General features: G+C 64.4%; 13 protein-coding genes. 3 read left to right on the top strand and 10 right to left on the bottom strand.

The window, feature by feature from the left end; all coding sequences use genetic code 11:
• Window positions 1-7 precede the first annotated feature (7 nt).
• The gene (locus NCT32_RS02195; RefSeq protein WP_061117737.1) at window positions 8-754 is read right to left on the bottom strand and encodes a cytochrome c; all 747 of its coding nucleotides are present in this window, start codon (window positions 752-754) and stop codon (window positions 8-10) included.
• A 462-nt stretch (window positions 755-1,216) separates the two neighbouring features.
• Between NCT32_RS02195 and NCT32_RS02200 the strand changes: the two genes are divergently transcribed.
• Window positions 1,217-2,155: a CopD family protein gene (locus NCT32_RS02200; protein WP_061117879.1), complete on the top strand. Its 939-nt coding sequence runs from the start codon at window positions 1,217-1,219 to the stop codon at window positions 2,153-2,155.
• Between the two features lie 8 nt (window positions 2,156-2,163).
• Here NCT32_RS02200 and NCT32_RS02205 read toward each other — a convergent pair whose 3' ends face one another.
• The 7 genes from NCT32_RS02205 to hda all read right to left on the bottom strand — a co-directional run bounded on the left by NCT32_RS02205 (window position 2,164) and on the right by hda (window position 7,851).
• The gene (locus NCT32_RS02205; RefSeq protein WP_061117736.1) at window positions 2,164-2,463 is read right to left on the bottom strand and encodes a hypothetical protein; all 300 of its coding nucleotides are present in this window, start codon (window positions 2,461-2,463) and stop codon (window positions 2,164-2,166) included.
• Window positions 2,464-2,588: 125 nt separating this feature from the next.
• Complete coding sequence (gene panB, locus NCT32_RS02210) at window positions 2,589-3,404, bottom strand: 3-methyl-2-oxobutanoate hydroxymethyltransferase (protein ID WP_061117735.1); 816 nt, start codon at window positions 3,402-3,404, stop codon at window positions 2,589-2,591.
• A 49-nt stretch (window positions 3,405-3,453) separates the two neighbouring features.
• Entirely contained in the window at window positions 3,454-4,134 is a 681-nt protein-coding gene (locus tag NCT32_RS02215) for a deoxynucleoside kinase (RefSeq protein ID WP_061117734.1), read from the bottom strand.
• Window positions 4,131-4,688 carry a 2-amino-4-hydroxy-6-hydroxymethyldihydropteridine diphosphokinase gene (folK, locus tag NCT32_RS02220; protein WP_061117733.1) on the bottom strand — a complete coding sequence of 186 codons (558 nt, stop codon included), beginning with the start codon at window positions 4,686-4,688 and terminating at the stop codon, window positions 4,131-4,133. Before folK ends, NCT32_RS02215 begins: the two co-directional genes overlap by 4 nt.
• A gap of 79 nt (window positions 4,689-4,767) precedes the next feature.
• Complete coding sequence (gene pcnB / locus NCT32_RS02225; RefSeq protein ID WP_061117732.1) at window positions 4,768-6,345, bottom strand: polynucleotide adenylyltransferase PcnB; 1,578 nt, start codon at window positions 6,343-6,345, stop codon at window positions 4,768-4,770.
• Window positions 6,338-7,024, bottom strand: a complete 687-nt coding sequence (locus tag NCT32_RS02230) for an HAD family phosphatase (protein ID WP_061117731.1) — start codon at window positions 7,022-7,024, stop codon at window positions 6,338-6,340. The genes pcnB and NCT32_RS02230 overlap by 8 nt, the downstream gene beginning before the upstream one ends.
• A gap of 11 nt (window positions 7,025-7,035) precedes the next feature.
• Window positions 7,036-7,851, bottom strand: coding sequence for a DnaA regulatory inactivator Hda (hda, locus tag NCT32_RS02235; protein ID WP_061117730.1), 816 nt, complete (start codon window positions 7,849-7,851; stop codon window positions 7,036-7,038).
• Window positions 7,852-8,101: 250 nt separating this feature from the next.
• Between hda and purM the strand changes: the two genes are divergently transcribed.
• Window positions 8,102-9,157: a phosphoribosylformylglycinamidine cyclo-ligase gene (gene purM, locus NCT32_RS02240; RefSeq protein WP_061117729.1), complete on the top strand. Its 1,056-nt coding sequence runs from the start codon at window positions 8,102-8,104 to the stop codon at window positions 9,155-9,157.
• Window positions 9,158-9,810: 653 nt separating this feature from the next.
• Here purM and miaA read toward each other — a convergent pair.
• Together miaA and mutL are read right to left on the bottom strand one after the other, a co-directional pair.
• Window positions 9,811-10,758 (bottom strand): tRNA (adenosine(37)-N6)-dimethylallyltransferase MiaA, encoded by a 948-nt coding sequence (miaA, locus tag NCT32_RS02245; RefSeq protein WP_061117728.1) that lies wholly within the window; start codon window positions 10,756-10,758, stop codon window positions 9,811-9,813.
• Window positions 10,755-12,707, bottom strand: coding sequence for a DNA mismatch repair endonuclease MutL (mutL, locus tag NCT32_RS02250; RefSeq protein WP_061117727.1), 1,953 nt, complete (start codon window positions 12,705-12,707; stop codon window positions 10,755-10,757). The genes miaA and mutL overlap by 4 nt, the downstream gene beginning before the upstream one ends.
• Before the next feature lie 214 nt (window positions 12,708-12,921).
• Between mutL and NCT32_RS02255 the strand changes: the two genes are divergently transcribed.
• Window positions 12,922-13,581, top strand: coding sequence for a VTT domain-containing protein (locus NCT32_RS02255; RefSeq protein ID WP_061117726.1), 660 nt, complete (start codon window positions 12,922-12,924; stop codon window positions 13,579-13,581).
• Window positions 13,582-13,697 lie beyond the last annotated feature (116 nt).

The following is a 13,697-nucleotide window of genomic DNA, read 5'->3' on the forward strand; positions in this document are numbered from 1 at the left end:
AGACGCCTTATTGCGGTTCGCTGCCGCACTTGAGCGGCATCTTCAACGAGCCAGCGGGCGCGGGCACCGGGTTGGCGGGTGCTTGTTGCGTGGACAGCCAGGCGGCGACGGCGGTCACGTCGTCATCCGTCAGGCGCGAGGCGATCTGCTGCATGCAATCGGGCGCCTTCGCGTGACGCGTGCCCGACTTCCATGCGCCGACTTGCGCGCTGATGTAGTCGGAATGCAGACCGACGAGGCCCGGAATGGCCGGTTGCATGCCGGTCAGACCCTTGCCGTGGCAGGCCGCGCACGCGGGAATGTTCTTCGATGCATCGCCGTTCAGGACGATCTGTTGGCCGCGCGCGAGCGTCGTTGCGGAGACGTTCGACTTGGCAGGCGGCGGATACGGCGGCCGCTGATTCGAGAAGTACGTCGCGATTTGATGAAGATAATCGTCCGAGAGATACGTGACGAGGTAGTTCATCGGCGGGTACTTGCGCCGGCCTTCGCGGAAATTCTGGAGCTGGTTGTACAGATAGTCGGCCGGCTTGCCGGCAAGACGCGGGAAGTAGTCGTTGTCCGTGCCTTCACCATGAACGCCGTGGCACGCCGTACAGCCTTGCACGCGCGCGGCCATCGTGTCCGGTGCGATCGGCTGGTTTTGCGCCTGCGCGGCGGAGCTGAAAACGCCCGCGCTGCCTACCAGAGCCGAGGCAAAAGCCATAGCGAGCAGCGGACGAAAAATGCGTCTTGAAAACACGCGACACTCCATGAAATTCGGGGACCTGCCGAGCTTCGTGCGGCTCGGTGCGAAGGTGGCGAACCACGGCCACGCAGGGGGCGGTGGGTGGCGGACCACGGCCACAGCGGCTCGACGAGCCTCTGATGCGACGCGGCATTCTATCATCGATGCATGATGATGACTATTTGACACAATCTCGCTCTAAGTCCCGCTGCAGCGCATTCGCGACAATTTGCCGCGTGGCTATTGACCACCCGCGACGAACTTAATAGGCACGAGTCGTCCATTGCCTTTCGACAAATAATCGACTCGACGCAAAGACGCCCGATCGATGCGCTTCATGCAGTTTCGGAAGCGGCCGACAAAAATTCAAGGCGTTTCGTCGACGTTCGATGCTGTGCTGCAACCTGGACGTTCGTTTAGACTCCGCAGATTTCCTTCGATGAGCTTCCCTTCTGCCATGCACGTTCGCGCCGCGACCGGTCCCGCATGATGAACGACGATCCTCTCTGGCTTGCGCAGACGGCATTCGCGGCGCTCGCCGATCTCGCCTTTGCCTGCACGCTCGGCGCGTTGCTCTTGGCCGGCTGGCTGTCGCGCGAACAGGCGTTCGCGCCACCTTCGGCCGTTTTGCCCGCGCGGCAGGGATGTCGGCGTGCCGCGCGCGGGGGTCTGATCGCTGCAATCGTGCTGGTTTCGTGCAACTTCGTTTCTTTGTGGCTGCAGTCGGCGGCAATGAGCGGCGTGCCCATCCTGCAAGCGGGCGCGTCGTTGTGGCTCGTCGCGACGGGCACGCACGTGGGCATCGGCTGGTCGGTCGCGCTCGCGGGCAGCGTGCTTTTGTTGCTCGCGGCGAGCGGCGCGCCGCTATCGATTTCGCGGATCGTATCGACGGTGCTCGCCGCGCTGATCGTCGCTGCGGGAAAGTCGGCGATCGGCCACGCAGCCGACGCGGGCGCGTTCTCCTTCGCCGAAGGTGTGCAAACGCTGCATCTGCTCGCGACCGCGGCGTGGGGTGGCATCGTCATCGCGGGCGCGTTCGTGTTGCCGGCGCTCGATACCTCGGTGGCGCGCGCGGCTTTGATCCGCACGGTTGCGCGCATGTCGCGAGCGGCGTCGCTGGCGGTCGTGCTCGTCGTCCTGACGGGCGTGTTCAATGCGTGGCGCGGCGCCGCCGGCTCTCTCGCGACGCTCACTGCGAGCACCTGGGGCCACGCGTTGATCGTGAAGATCGCGCTGGTCGCGGCGGCGCTCGCGTTCGGCGCGCTGAATCGATGGTCGGCGTTGCCGCGTCTGCAACGCTCTGCATCGACGATGGACGCTCACACGGTCATCAACGTCATGCGCATGGAAGCAGTGATGATGGCCGGCGTGTTCGTGGCAGCGGCCGTGCTGTCGCACAGCGTGCCGGGATCGGCGCTGGCGGGCTGAGCGCGCGCTTATTCGTAGCCGAGTTTGTGAGAGACGATCGGCGCGCAAAAGAGCGCCACTGCGCAGCCGATGATCTTGCCCTGCAGTTCGACGAACGCGGTATGTGAATCCACGACGAACAGCACTTCGAGCAATTGTGGCAGGCAGAATACGAACGCCGCGCCGATGAACCAGCGCGTCACCGCCGCAATGCGCCAGTGATGCTGCGCACCGATTCCCGCCGCCACCACACGCGCCACGCCCAGCGCGACGAGCGAGCCCACGGCCAGTTGGGCTCGGACATATTCATCGGGAAGGACGTGCCACATGATCGTTCTCGCTCTTTTTAGTGACTATGGGCAAGGGTACGCGCAGGAAGCTCGGCAGTATGTACGAAAAAACTCAGTTCGTGGGCGCAGACATCGAAAGGCGTGGCCCGCGTTCACGGCATCGCTCAGAACGTGTGCTCGGGACCCGGGAAGCTGCCGTCCTTCACGGCGCGCACATACGCTTCGACGGCCGCGAAAATGCTCGGCTGGCCTTGCATGAAGTCCTTGACGAAGCGAGGCCGCTTGCCGTGAAAGATGCCGAGCATGTCGTGCAGCACGAGCACTTGTCCCGAGCAGTCGATGCCCGCGCCGATGCCGATAGTCGGAATCGCAAGCGCCTGCGTGACATCGCGCGCGAGCAGCGTCGGCACCGCTTCGATCACGAGCAGCTGGGCGCCCGCCTCCTGCAGCGCGATGGCGTCGCGCTTCATCTGTTCGGCCGCCGCTTCGGACTTGCCCTGCACCTTGAAGCCGCCGAACGCGTGCACCGATTGCGGCGTGAGCCCGACGTGCCCGCATACCGGAATCGACCGCTCGACGAGGAAGCGCACGGTGTCCGCGAGCCATTCGCCGCCTTCGATCTTCACCATCTGGGCGCCCGCGCGCATCAGTTGCACGGCGTTCGCATAGGCATCTTCCTTCGAGCCGATCGTGCCGAACGGCATGTCCGCGACGATGAGCGCGCTCCGGTTGCCGCGCGCGACGGATGCCGTGTGATAGGCAATGTCGGCGAGCGTGACGGGCAGCGTCGTGCTGTGCCCTTGCAGCACATTGCCGAGCGAATCGCCGATCAACATGACATCGACGCCCGCGCGGTCGAGCAGCGCGCCGAAGCTCGCGTCGTAGCACGTGAGCATCGCGATGCGCTCGCCGGCCTCGCGCATGGATTGAAGCTTGGGTACGGTGATCGTCGAGCGATTCGTTTCCTGCAGATACGTCATGATCGTTTCACTAAAGAGTCGCTAAAGAGGGCGGGGCCGCGCGACGCGCTCAAACCGATACGCCTTTGACAAAGAATTCCTTGCGTCCGCGCATTGATTCGATGCGTTCGATCAGGAGCGCGAGATCGTCGTCCGATTCGAGCGGGTTCAGGTGCTCCGCATTCACGGTGAGCAACGGCGTCGCGTCATAGTGATAGAAGAAGTCGTTATAAGCATCGCAGAGCGCGCGCAGATACGAATCGGAGATTTGCAGCTCCATCGGCAGCGCGCGTTTCTGGATGCGCGAGAAGAGCACTTCAGGGCTCGCCTGCAGATAGACGACGAGATCGGGCGCGGGGCCGCTCGAGCGTATGCGCGAGGCGACCTCCTTGTAGAGCTGGAACTCGTCGTCGGGGAGCGTGAGGCGCGCGAAGAGATCGCTCTTCTGCGTGAGGAAGTCGGTCATCAACGCGGCGCCGCTCGTCACGATATCGGCGGCTTCCTGCGTCTGCGATGCGCGCTGTAACGCGAAACTCAATTGCGTGGCGAGCGCGTGTCGCGTGGTGTCGCGATAGAAGCGTTCGAGAAACGGATTGTCCTGCGGACGCTCGAAGAGCGTGCGCATCGACCAGCGTTCGGCGAGCAGCGTCGCGAGCGTCGTCTTGCCGACGCCGATCGGCCCTTCGATCGCGATGTAACGATGCGGCGGCCGCAGTTGCGGCGCGGTCACGGTGAGTGGTGGAGCGCTCATCGGCAGTCTGTCTTGTGGTTGGATGAGACGGCGGTTGCGTCGGCGTCGCGCGGGTTCGTTCCGACCATGCACTGGCATGTCGCGACTTTTTCGATGCGCTGATCGGCGACGCCCGCGATGAACGCATCCGCGCGGCCGCGTTGGGGAAGAATGAGATCCGGCTCGAGTTCGATGAGCGGCACGAGCACGAAGGCGCGCTCGGTCATGCGCGGGTGCGGCACGACGAGATCCGCTTCGTCGATGCTCGATGCACCGTACAGCAGGATGTCGAGATCGAGCGTGCGCGGCGCATTGCGATACGGCCGCTCGCGCCCGAACTGCTCTTCGATGTGATGACACAGGCGCAGAAGCGATCGCGCCGGCAGGCTCGTTTCGAGCTTGACGACGCAATTGAAATAGTCGTCGCCCGATGCATCGATCGGGGCGGTGCGATAGAGGCTCGATTTCGCGAGCACGGTGATCGTGTGTTGCTGAGCGAGACACACGACTGCGTCTTTCAGGGTCTGGCGCGCATCGCCGAGATTCGCCCCCAGGCCCAGATAAGCAATCGTCATGGCAGAAGTCCTACGCGTGGGTCACAGCGAAAAGCGAGGAAAGCAACGTCGCTCTTCGCTACTGTAACCAAAACCGGCGTTACTCGTTGTCGGCGTCTTCGCGCTTGTTCGCCGCACTCGAGATCGTGTCGCCATCGTTTCCTTGTTCAGCCTGCTCGACCGGCGCACCCGGCTCGCCCGAGCGGCGTTTCGCGTTGCTGCGGCGCCTGCGCTTCTTCGGGCCGTTGCGCTCCTTGCCGCCTTGCGACAACAGTGCTTCGCGCTCGGCATGATCGCCGTCGATGAAGTCGCTCCACCACTGGCCGATGGCCGCATCGAGTTCGCCCGATTCGCAACGCAGTAGCAGGAAATCATACCCCGCTCTGAATCTTTGGTGTTCCAGCAGCTTCAGCGCGCTGCGGCCGCGCTTTTCCAGCCGATGCTGAAGACTCCAGATCTCGCGCATATCCGACGAGTAGCGCTTGTGGATCGCGAGCTTCTCGGTCTGCATGTCGAGGACATCGTCCATCGCGCGATGCAAGGCAGGCACCGGATACTCGCCGTTCGCGGTGTATTGCTGCCAGCGCGTCTGCACGTCGTGCCACAAGAGCGTGGCGAAGAGAAAGCCCGGCGAAACCGGCTTGCCGGCGCGCACGCGCTCGTCGGTGCTCGTGAGCGCGAGCGTGACGAACTTCTCGCCGTGCGGCTGTTCGAGCACGACGTCGAGCAGCGGCAGCACGCCATGATGCAAGCCTTCCTGACGCAGCCGTGTGAGACACGCGAGCGCATGACCCGAGAGCAGCAGCTTCAGCATTTCATCGAAGAGACGCGCGGCCGGCACGTTGTTCATCAGGTCGGCGAGATCCTTGATCGGCGCGCGCGTGGCCTCGTCGATTTCGAAGCCGAGCTTCGCCGCGAAGCGCACGACGCGCAGCATGCGCACCGGATCTTCGCGATAACGCGTGGCCGGATCGCCGATCATGCGCAACAGGCGCGCGCGGATATCGGCCATGCCGTCGTGATAGTCCAGCACGGTTTGCGTGGCCGGATCGTAGTACATCGCGTTGATAGTGAAGTCGCGGCGCGTGGCGTCTTCGTGCTGCTCGCCCCAGACGTTGTCGCGCAACACGCGGCCGCTCGCATCGACGGCATGCGTGCGGCCATCGAGCTCGCCGCGTTTAAGGCGGCGCGGCGGCTCCGACACCGGCTCGGGCGGGGCGTCCATCAACGCGCGAAACGTCGATGTCTCGATGATCTCCTGCCCGAACTGCACGTGCACGATCTGAAAGCGCCGCCCGATGATGCGCGCGCGGCGAAAGAGCTTCTGCACCTGATCGGGTGTGGCGTCGGTCGCGACGTCGAAGTCTTTCGGCGCGACGCCGAGCAGCAGATCGCGCACCGCGCCGCCGACGATGAACGCGCGATGCCCCGCGTGCTGCAAGCCGTCGGTCACGCGGACCGCGTTCTTCGAGATCAGCGACGGATCGATGCCGTGAATGTCCGACGACAGGATCACCGGCACATTCGGGTCGCGCTTCACGGGCGCGGCGGCTTTCTTGCGCGTGCTCTTGCGAGCGGGCTTGGCGTCGGGCGAAGCCGCCGTCGTGTCGTTCGCTGCGCTTTCGTTGGAGTCGGCGCTTTCTTGCCCGAACAGCTTGCGGATGAGTTTTTTAATCACGTGTGTCGAACAGGTTCAGGATGCGCCAGCCTTTGGCTTGCGCATGCGCGCGCAGGGTGTCGTCGGGGTTGGTCGCGACTGGATCGGTGACGCGCTCCAGCAGCGGGATGTCATTGTGCGAGTCGCTGTAGAAATAGCTGTGCCTGAAGTCGGACAGCGTCTTGCCGATCGATGCGAGCCATTGCTCGACCCGCACGATCTTGCCTTCGCGATAGCTCGGCGTGCCGGTCGGCCGGCCGGTGAGCGCGCCGTGCGGATGGTCGTCCACGGTTTCCACTTCGCATGCGATCAACGTTTCGATGCCGAAGGCTTCCGCGATCGGCGCGGTGATGAACGCGTTGGTCGCCGTGACGAGACAGCAAAGGTCGCCGTTGTCCTGATGCTCGCGCACCAGCGTGACGGCGGCCGGCACGATGCGCGGATTGATCACCTCGCGCATGAACTGCGCGTGCCAGTCGGTGAGCTGCTCGCGCGAGTATTTCGCGAGCGGCGCGAGCATCGCGTGCAGATACGCGTTGATGTCGAGCACGCCCGCCTTGTAATCGGCGTAGAAGGCGTCGTTCTGACGCGCGAAGGATTCCCCGTCGACGATGCCGAGCTTCACCATGAAGCGGCCCCATTCATGGTCGCTGTCGGTGGGAATGAGCGTGTGGTCGAGATCAAAGAGGGCGAGGTTCATGGGTGCGCATTTTACTTGAAGCGGGTCGGGGCGTTGTCCGGCGCGGCCGCGCGGGGATCGGGGTCGAGCGGATCGCCGGGGAGATCGGACGGCGCGCCGGACGGCCGTTCTTGCGCCGACACGGGAACGAGCGGCGCGGCGCGGCCCGTTTGCTGGAGCATCGTGCGCAGGAGCGGGCGCGTCACCGCGCGCTTTTGCTCCAGCGAGAAGCGGTCGAGCTCGTCGAGCAGGGCCATGAGGCTCGGCATGTCGCGCCTGAAGTGCGTGAGCAGATAGCCGGGCACGTCCTCGGCGAGCACGATGCCGCGTTCGCGCGCCGCGTGCTTCAGCACCGACGCCTTCGCTTCGTCGGAAAGCGGCTGCAGATGGAACACGAGGCCCCAGCCGAGCCGTGTGCGCAGATCTTCGCGCACGGTGAGCGCGAGCGGCGCGTCGTTGCCGGTGGCGACGAGCGCGCTCGACGGATACGCGCGCACTTCGTTGAAGAGATTGAAGAGGGCGATCTGCTGCGCGGCGGACAGGCGGTCGCAATCGTCGACGGCGTAAAGCGTCACGCGCGGATCGAAGCCGAACGCGTTGAGCGCGCTTTGCGGGCTCAGGTAGCGCGCATGGCCGTTCGCCTCGTGCGTGAGCGCCTGCAGCAGATGGCTGCGGCCGCTGCCCGGCTCGCCCCACACGTAGAACGTGCGGTCGGCGACCGGCCCGGCCGCGAGTGCGCCTTCGAGCTCGCGCAACCGCGCGATCAGTTCGTGATTGCCGGCGGCGAAAAAATTGTCGAAGGTGGCGGGCGGCGGCGTGCCCAGATCGAGCGTCAGTTGGCGTTGCACGGGAGATCGGTGTCGTCGGGCCTTGAGTCGGGCATATCTTGAAAACTGCCGGATGAGCCACGGGTGTACGCGCAAAGCCGCAGCGGAGCGCCCTGTGCGGCCGTGGCTCGGGCGCTTTTCAGACCGGCTTCGATCTCGAAAAGAGCGCCTTCGCGATTTCTGGCGAACGCGGGAAAATCCGGCCTGCCGACCGTCGTCGGGTCATCATCGGGTAAAATCGCATTTTACCGACCTTCTTGCTTCCCTCCCCATGAATCAACCGAAATCCGCTCCAGACGCCCAAGGTTTGTCGTATCGCGACGCGGGCGTGGACATCGACGCGGGCGACGCGCTCGTCGACCGGATCAAGCCGTTTGCCAAGAAAACCTTGCGCGACGGCGTGCTGGGCGGCATCGGCGGATTCGGCGCGCTCTTCGAAGTGCCGAAGAAGTACAAGGAGCCGGTGCTCGTGTCGGGCACGGACGGCGTAGGCACGAAGCTGCGCCTCGCGTTCACGCTGAACCGTCATGACACCGTCGGCCAGGATCTCGTCGCGATGAGCGTGAACGACATCCTCGTGCAGGGCGCCGAGCCGCTCTTCTTCCTCGATTACTTCGCGTGCGGCAAGCTCGACGTGGACACCGCCGCCGACGTCGTGAAGGGCATCGCGACGGGTTGCGAACTGGCGGGCTGCGCGCTGATCGGCGGCGAGACGGCGGAAATGCCGGGCATGTATCCCGATGGCGAATACGACCTCGCGGGCTTCGCGGTCGGCGCGGTGGAAAAGAGCAAGATCATCGACGGCAGCACGATCAAGCCGGGCGACGTGGTGCTCGGGCTGGCTTCGAGCGGGATTCATTCGAACGGTTATTCGCTGGTGCGCAAGATCATCGAGCGCGCGAATCCCGATCTGAACGCCGACTTCGACGGCCGCTCGCTTGCCGACGCGCTGATGGCGCCGACGCGCATCTACGTGAAGCCGCTGCTTTCGACGATGCAAAGCGTGACCGTGAAGGGCATGGCGCATATCACGGGCGGCGGTCTCGTCGAAAACATTCCGCGCGTGCTGCGCGAAGGGCTCACGGCCGAGCTGGATCATCGCGCGTGGCCGCTGCCGCCGCTCTTCGCTTGGCTGCGGAAGCACGGCGGCGTCGCGGATGCGGAGATGCATCGCGTGTTCAATTGCGGCATCGGGATGGCGGTGATCGTCGCGGCGGAAGATGCCGATGCGGCTACCGGTTTGCTGTCGGCTGCGGGCGAGCAGGTGTGGAAGATTGGCGTCGTGCGCGAGAGCAAGGAAGGGGAGGCGCAGACGGTGGTGGTATGAGCGCCGCGCGATTGGGCTGATTTGAAGGCAAAAACCCTCGCTTTGCGCGAGGGTTTTTGTTTTTTGGGTGGGGCGGTTACGGTTGCCTTGGCCTATCAATTGGTTCAATAGCCGCAGCGACTTTGGTATGCCGAATCCCCATCTAAATACATCGTCTGAATAACAACTACCAGGAATGTACATAACGTCATGCTCGGGAGTAGATCCAAGTTGTCTTGTGAGGAACGCGGCGGCGATTTTGTTGAAGGCCGGGCGCGGAGCCGTCAGATGATAGTGGAATGTTGTCGAGGATTCGGAAACGGGTGCGGTCAAACGCGTTCCGGAAGAGATTAGGTCGCCTAGATAAACTTTACCTTGATACTCGACATACATGTCATCGGCAGTCAGGAATCGGCCGCTGTCAGCGCCCCCGCCTGCTGGTCTCGAGATTTGGTACCCGCCGAGCGTTTTGACGTCATATATGGGACGGCCGGCGCTCTTTTTCTTAAGTCTTGCATGGTTCCGTCGAATAGAACTTTCGAAAGATCGACGCGAAGGAATTCGGTTTGAGCCGTGTAGCGTTTCCGCCTGATAGTGCATTTTTTGCACTATCAGGCGGATTGGAAGATGCTAGCTTTTTGAAACGATTACACGCAATATTTCAGTCTGCTTTTTCAGACTTTCGGAACGCGAACGAGTGCTTCCATTGCCCGCTCGGTCGCATCCCCCGCGCAGCAATCCACCACGACGCGCTCCGGCATCGCTCTCAACCACGTCAACTGCCGCTTGCATAACTGCCGCGTCGCAAAGATGCCCTTGTCGCGCATCTCGTCGTAGCGCGTTGCGCCGTCGAGGTATTCCCACGCTTGCCGATAACCGACGCAGCGCATCGACGGCATCGACAGATCGAGATCGCCGCGCTCGCGCAGCCGCTTCACTTCGTCGATGAAACCGTGCGCGAGCATCGCATCGAAGCGCGCGGCGATGCGTGCATGCAGCACCGCGCGATCCGACGGCTCCAGCGCGACCGGCACGAAGCGATACGGCGCATCCACGTGCTGGGTACGCGGTGCGGCGAGGAGCGTGGACATCGGTTGTCCCGTCAGCATGAAGATTTCGAGCGCGCGCTGGATACGCTGCGAGTCGTTCGGTGCGAGCCGCGCGGCCGTTTTCGGATCGACCGCCGCGAGCCGCGCGTGCAGTGCGGGCCAGCCGTCGCGTGCGGCGTCGGCGTCGAGCGTCGCGCGCACGTCGGCGTCGGCGGTGGGGAGATCGTTCAGGCCTTGCGTCAGCGCCTTGTAGTACAGCATCGTGCCGCCGACCAGCAACGGCACATTGCCCCGCGCGATGATCTCGCCGACCAGCCGCAGCGCATCCGCGCGAAACTGCGCGGCGGAATAGCTCTCGGCAGGATCGATGATGTCGATCAGATGATGCGGCGCCGCCGCGCGCTCCTCAGCGCTCGGCTTGGCCGTGCCGATGTCCATCTCGCGATAGACGAGCGCCGAATCCACACTGACGATCTCGACCGGATGCCGCGCCGCGAACGCGAGCGCCGCCGCCGTTTTCCCCGAGGCCGTCGGCCCGAGCAGACACGCCACACGCAAAGCGGTATCGCTCATTGTCCGCGCATGAAAAGGCGGTCGAGATCGGCGAGCGTGAGCTGATACCACGTCGGCCGGCCGTGATTGCATTGATCGGCGCGCTCGGTCGCTTCCATCTGGCGCAGGAGCGCGTTCATCTCGTCGAGCGTGAGCCGGCGATTCGCGCGCACCGCGTTGTGACACGCGAGCGTGCCCAGCAATTCGTGTTGACGCTCGGTGAGCACGCGCGATCCGCCGTAGGCGTGCAGGTCGGCAAGGACGGCGCGTGCGAGCGATTGCAGATCGGCGTCCTTCAGCAGCGCGGGCACGGCGCGGATCGCGATCGATGTCGGCGACAGCACCGCGAGATCGAAACCGAGCGCATCGAGCGTGTCGCGCTCTTCCTCGACGGTGCCGATCTCGACCGGTTCGGCCGTCATCGACACGGGAATCAAAAGCGGCTGCACCGCGATCGCCCGGTCGGCGAGCGCGTGCTTGAACTGCTCATAGAGAATGCGCTCGTGCGCGGCGTGCATGTCGACGATCACGAGGCCGCGCGCGTTTTGCGCCAGCACGTAGATGCCGTGAATCTGGCCGACGGCGAATCCGAGCGGCTGTTCGCCGGCGTGATCGAGTGCGCTGTCGTTTGCCATGACCGGCGCCGCGGGCCGCTCGTCCGCGCTCGGGTAAGGCGTGTCGATGGAAGTCGTCGCGTTCGGCGTGCCCGCGCCGGTGTCCTTGCGCCCGAACAGCGCGTCATACAGCGCGAGCGGCTGCGCGACCGGCAGCGTGCCCTGCGTCATGCGCGACTGGCGCATCCAGTTCGTGCCGTTCTCGCTTTTGAGATGCAGTGTGTCGGGCGCACCGGCAAATGGCTTCGCACTGAACGACGCCGGGCCGGTCGGCTGCAACTGCGCCGCGTGGCCGCCCGATGTCGTCTCCGGCGAAGCGCCCGCATGCCGGGCGAGCGCGCGCTGCACGGCATGGAAGACATATTGGTGGATCGAGCGCGAATCGCGAAAGCGTACCTCGATCTTCGACGGATGCACGTTCACATCGACGGATTCGGGCGGCAGATCGAGAAACAGCACGTACGCCGGATAGCGATTTCCGTGCAACACGTCTTCATACGCGGCGCGCACCGCGTGCGTGAGCAGCTTGTCGCGCACGAAGCGGCCGTTCACGAAGAAATACTGCTGGTCGGCGCGGCCGCGGCTCGCGGTGGGCAGGCCCGCGCAGCCGTAGACGGCGAGCGGCCCGGCGCGTTCGTCGAGCGGCAGATGCGCGGTTTCGAACACCTCGCCGAGAATCTTCGCGACGCGCGTTTGCGGATCGCTCGCGTTCCAGTGCTCCACGGCCTTGCCGTTATGCATCACCGAAATCGCGACGTCGGGCCGCGCGAGCGCGGTGCGGCGGATCACGTCGAGGCAATGTCCGAGCTCGGTCTGCTCGCTCTTCAGGAACTTGCGGCGCGCGGGCGTGTTGAAGTACAGCTCGCGCACTTCCATCGTCGTGCCGACGGTGCCGGCCGCCGGCGAGATCGCGCCGGTCTGCGCGTCGATGCGCGTGGCGTGCGGGCAGCTTTCCGTGCGGCTCGTGATGAACAGCTCGGCCACTGATGCGATCGACGCGATCGCCTCTCCGCGGAACCCCAGTGTTGCGACGGCTTCGAGCTCGGCGAGCGAGCGGATCTTGCTCGTGGCGTGGCGCATCAGCGCGAGGGGAAGTTCGTTCGGCGGAATGCCGCAGCCGTCGTCGGCGACCACGATGCGTTTCACGCCGCCTTCGTCGAGCGTGATGCGCAAGGTCGTCGCGCCCGCGTCGAGCGCGTTTTCCAGCAGTTCCTTGACGACCGACGCCGGCCGTTCCACCACCTCGCCCGCGGCGATCTGGCTGATGAGCTGGTCGGGCAGCGGGGCGATCGCGCGCGAACGGCGCACGCTGTCGGCGGTCAAATCGCCAGCGGAGGGTTCGTTGAGGTCGGACATGCCGAAATTATAACGATTCGCAACGTTTCGCCCGTTTCGCCTCTGGCTCGACCGGGCGCATCCGTCCATGCCCGCCAACGCGCCGCACAATGACGCCTGGATACGGTTTTTTTAACCGGCTCGATGTACCACTTCGGTATCATGGCGCGACTCCCGCTTTCGATGCCGATGCGCCGCTTTTCCGGCGCCGGCGCAACTTTTCGAGGAAAGATTTTTGGACACGTTGCTGCAATTCCTGGGACTCATTCTTCACATCGACAAGTCGCTCGGTGTCTTCATCCAGAATTACGGCGCCTGGGTCTACGCGGTGCTGTTCCTGATCGTGTTCTGCGAAACCGGACTCGTCGTGTTCCCGTTCTTGCCGGGCGATTCGCTGCTGTTCATCGGCGGAGCCTTCGCCGCGTCGCACGAGATGGATCTCCTCGCGCTGATCGCGTTGCTGCTCATCGCGGCGGTGACCGGCAACACGGTGAATTACTGGATCGGCCGCGCCATCGGACCGAAAGTCTTCGACACGAACATTCCCGTGCTGGAGCGCTTTCTCGACCGGGCCGCGTTGCAGAAGACGCATAACTTCTATGAGAGGCACGGCGGCAAGACGATCGTGATCGCGCGTTTCGTGCCGGTGGTACGGACCTTCGCGCCGTTCGTCGCGGGGGTATCGTCGATGAGTCACGCGCGCTTTCAGTTGTTCAATATTCTGGGCGCGCTCGTCTGGGTGCTGTTGCTGGTGCTGCTCGGTTTTTTCTTCGGCAACATTCCGTTCATCAAGCAGTATCTGAACGTGATCGTGCTGGTGGGAATCGGTGCCGCGATCGTGCCGATCGCGATCGGCGCGCTCTGGAAGATGAGCCGCCGCAATTCGAAGGCTTGAGATAGGGGCGGGGGGGGGGGGGGGCCGCCCCCCCCCCCCCCCCGGCGCCGCCCCCCCCCGCCCCCCCCGCGCCCCCCCCGCCCGCGTTTAAAAACAACACCCCCCCCCCCCACCCC

It is taken from the genome of Caballeronia sp. INML2, from assembly GCF_023631365.1.
Lineage (GTDB): Bacteria > Pseudomonadota > Gammaproteobacteria > Burkholderiales > Burkholderiaceae > Caballeronia > Caballeronia turbans.

Coding starts and splice junctions, on each gene's coding strand:
- NCT32_RS02195 (WP_061117737.1), bottom strand. CDS start 754: ATGGAGTGTCGCGTGTTTTCAAGACGCATTTTTCGTCCGCTGCTCGCT.
- NCT32_RS02200 (WP_061117879.1), top strand. CDS start 1,217: ATGAACGACGATCCTCTCTGGCTTGCGCAGACGGCATTCGCGGCGCTC.
- NCT32_RS02205 (WP_061117736.1), bottom strand. CDS start 2,463: ATGTGGCACGTCCTTCCCGATGAATATGTCCGAGCCCAACTGGCCGTG.
- panB (WP_061117735.1), bottom strand. CDS start 3,404: ATGACGTATCTGCAGGAAACGAATCGCTCGACGATCACCGTACCCAAG.
- NCT32_RS02215 (WP_061117734.1), bottom strand. CDS start 4,134: ATGAGCGCTCCACCACTCACCGTGACCGCGCCGCAACTGCGGCCGCCG.
- folK (WP_061117733.1), bottom strand. CDS start 4,688: ATGACGATTGCTTATCTGGGCCTGGGGGCGAATCTCGGCGATGCGCGC.
- NCT32_RS02230 (WP_061117731.1), bottom strand. CDS start 7,024: ATGAACCTCGCCCTCTTTGATCTCGACCACACGCTCATTCCCACCGAC.
- purM (WP_061117729.1), top strand. CDS start 8,102: ATGAATCAACCGAAATCCGCTCCAGACGCCCAAGGTTTGTCGTATCGC.
- miaA (WP_061117728.1), bottom strand. CDS start 10,758: ATGAGCGATACCGCTTTGCGTGTGGCGTGTCTGCTCGGGCCGACGGCC.
- mutL (WP_061117727.1), bottom strand. CDS start 12,707: ATGTCCGACCTCAACGAACCCTCCGCTGGCGATTTGACCGCCGACAGC.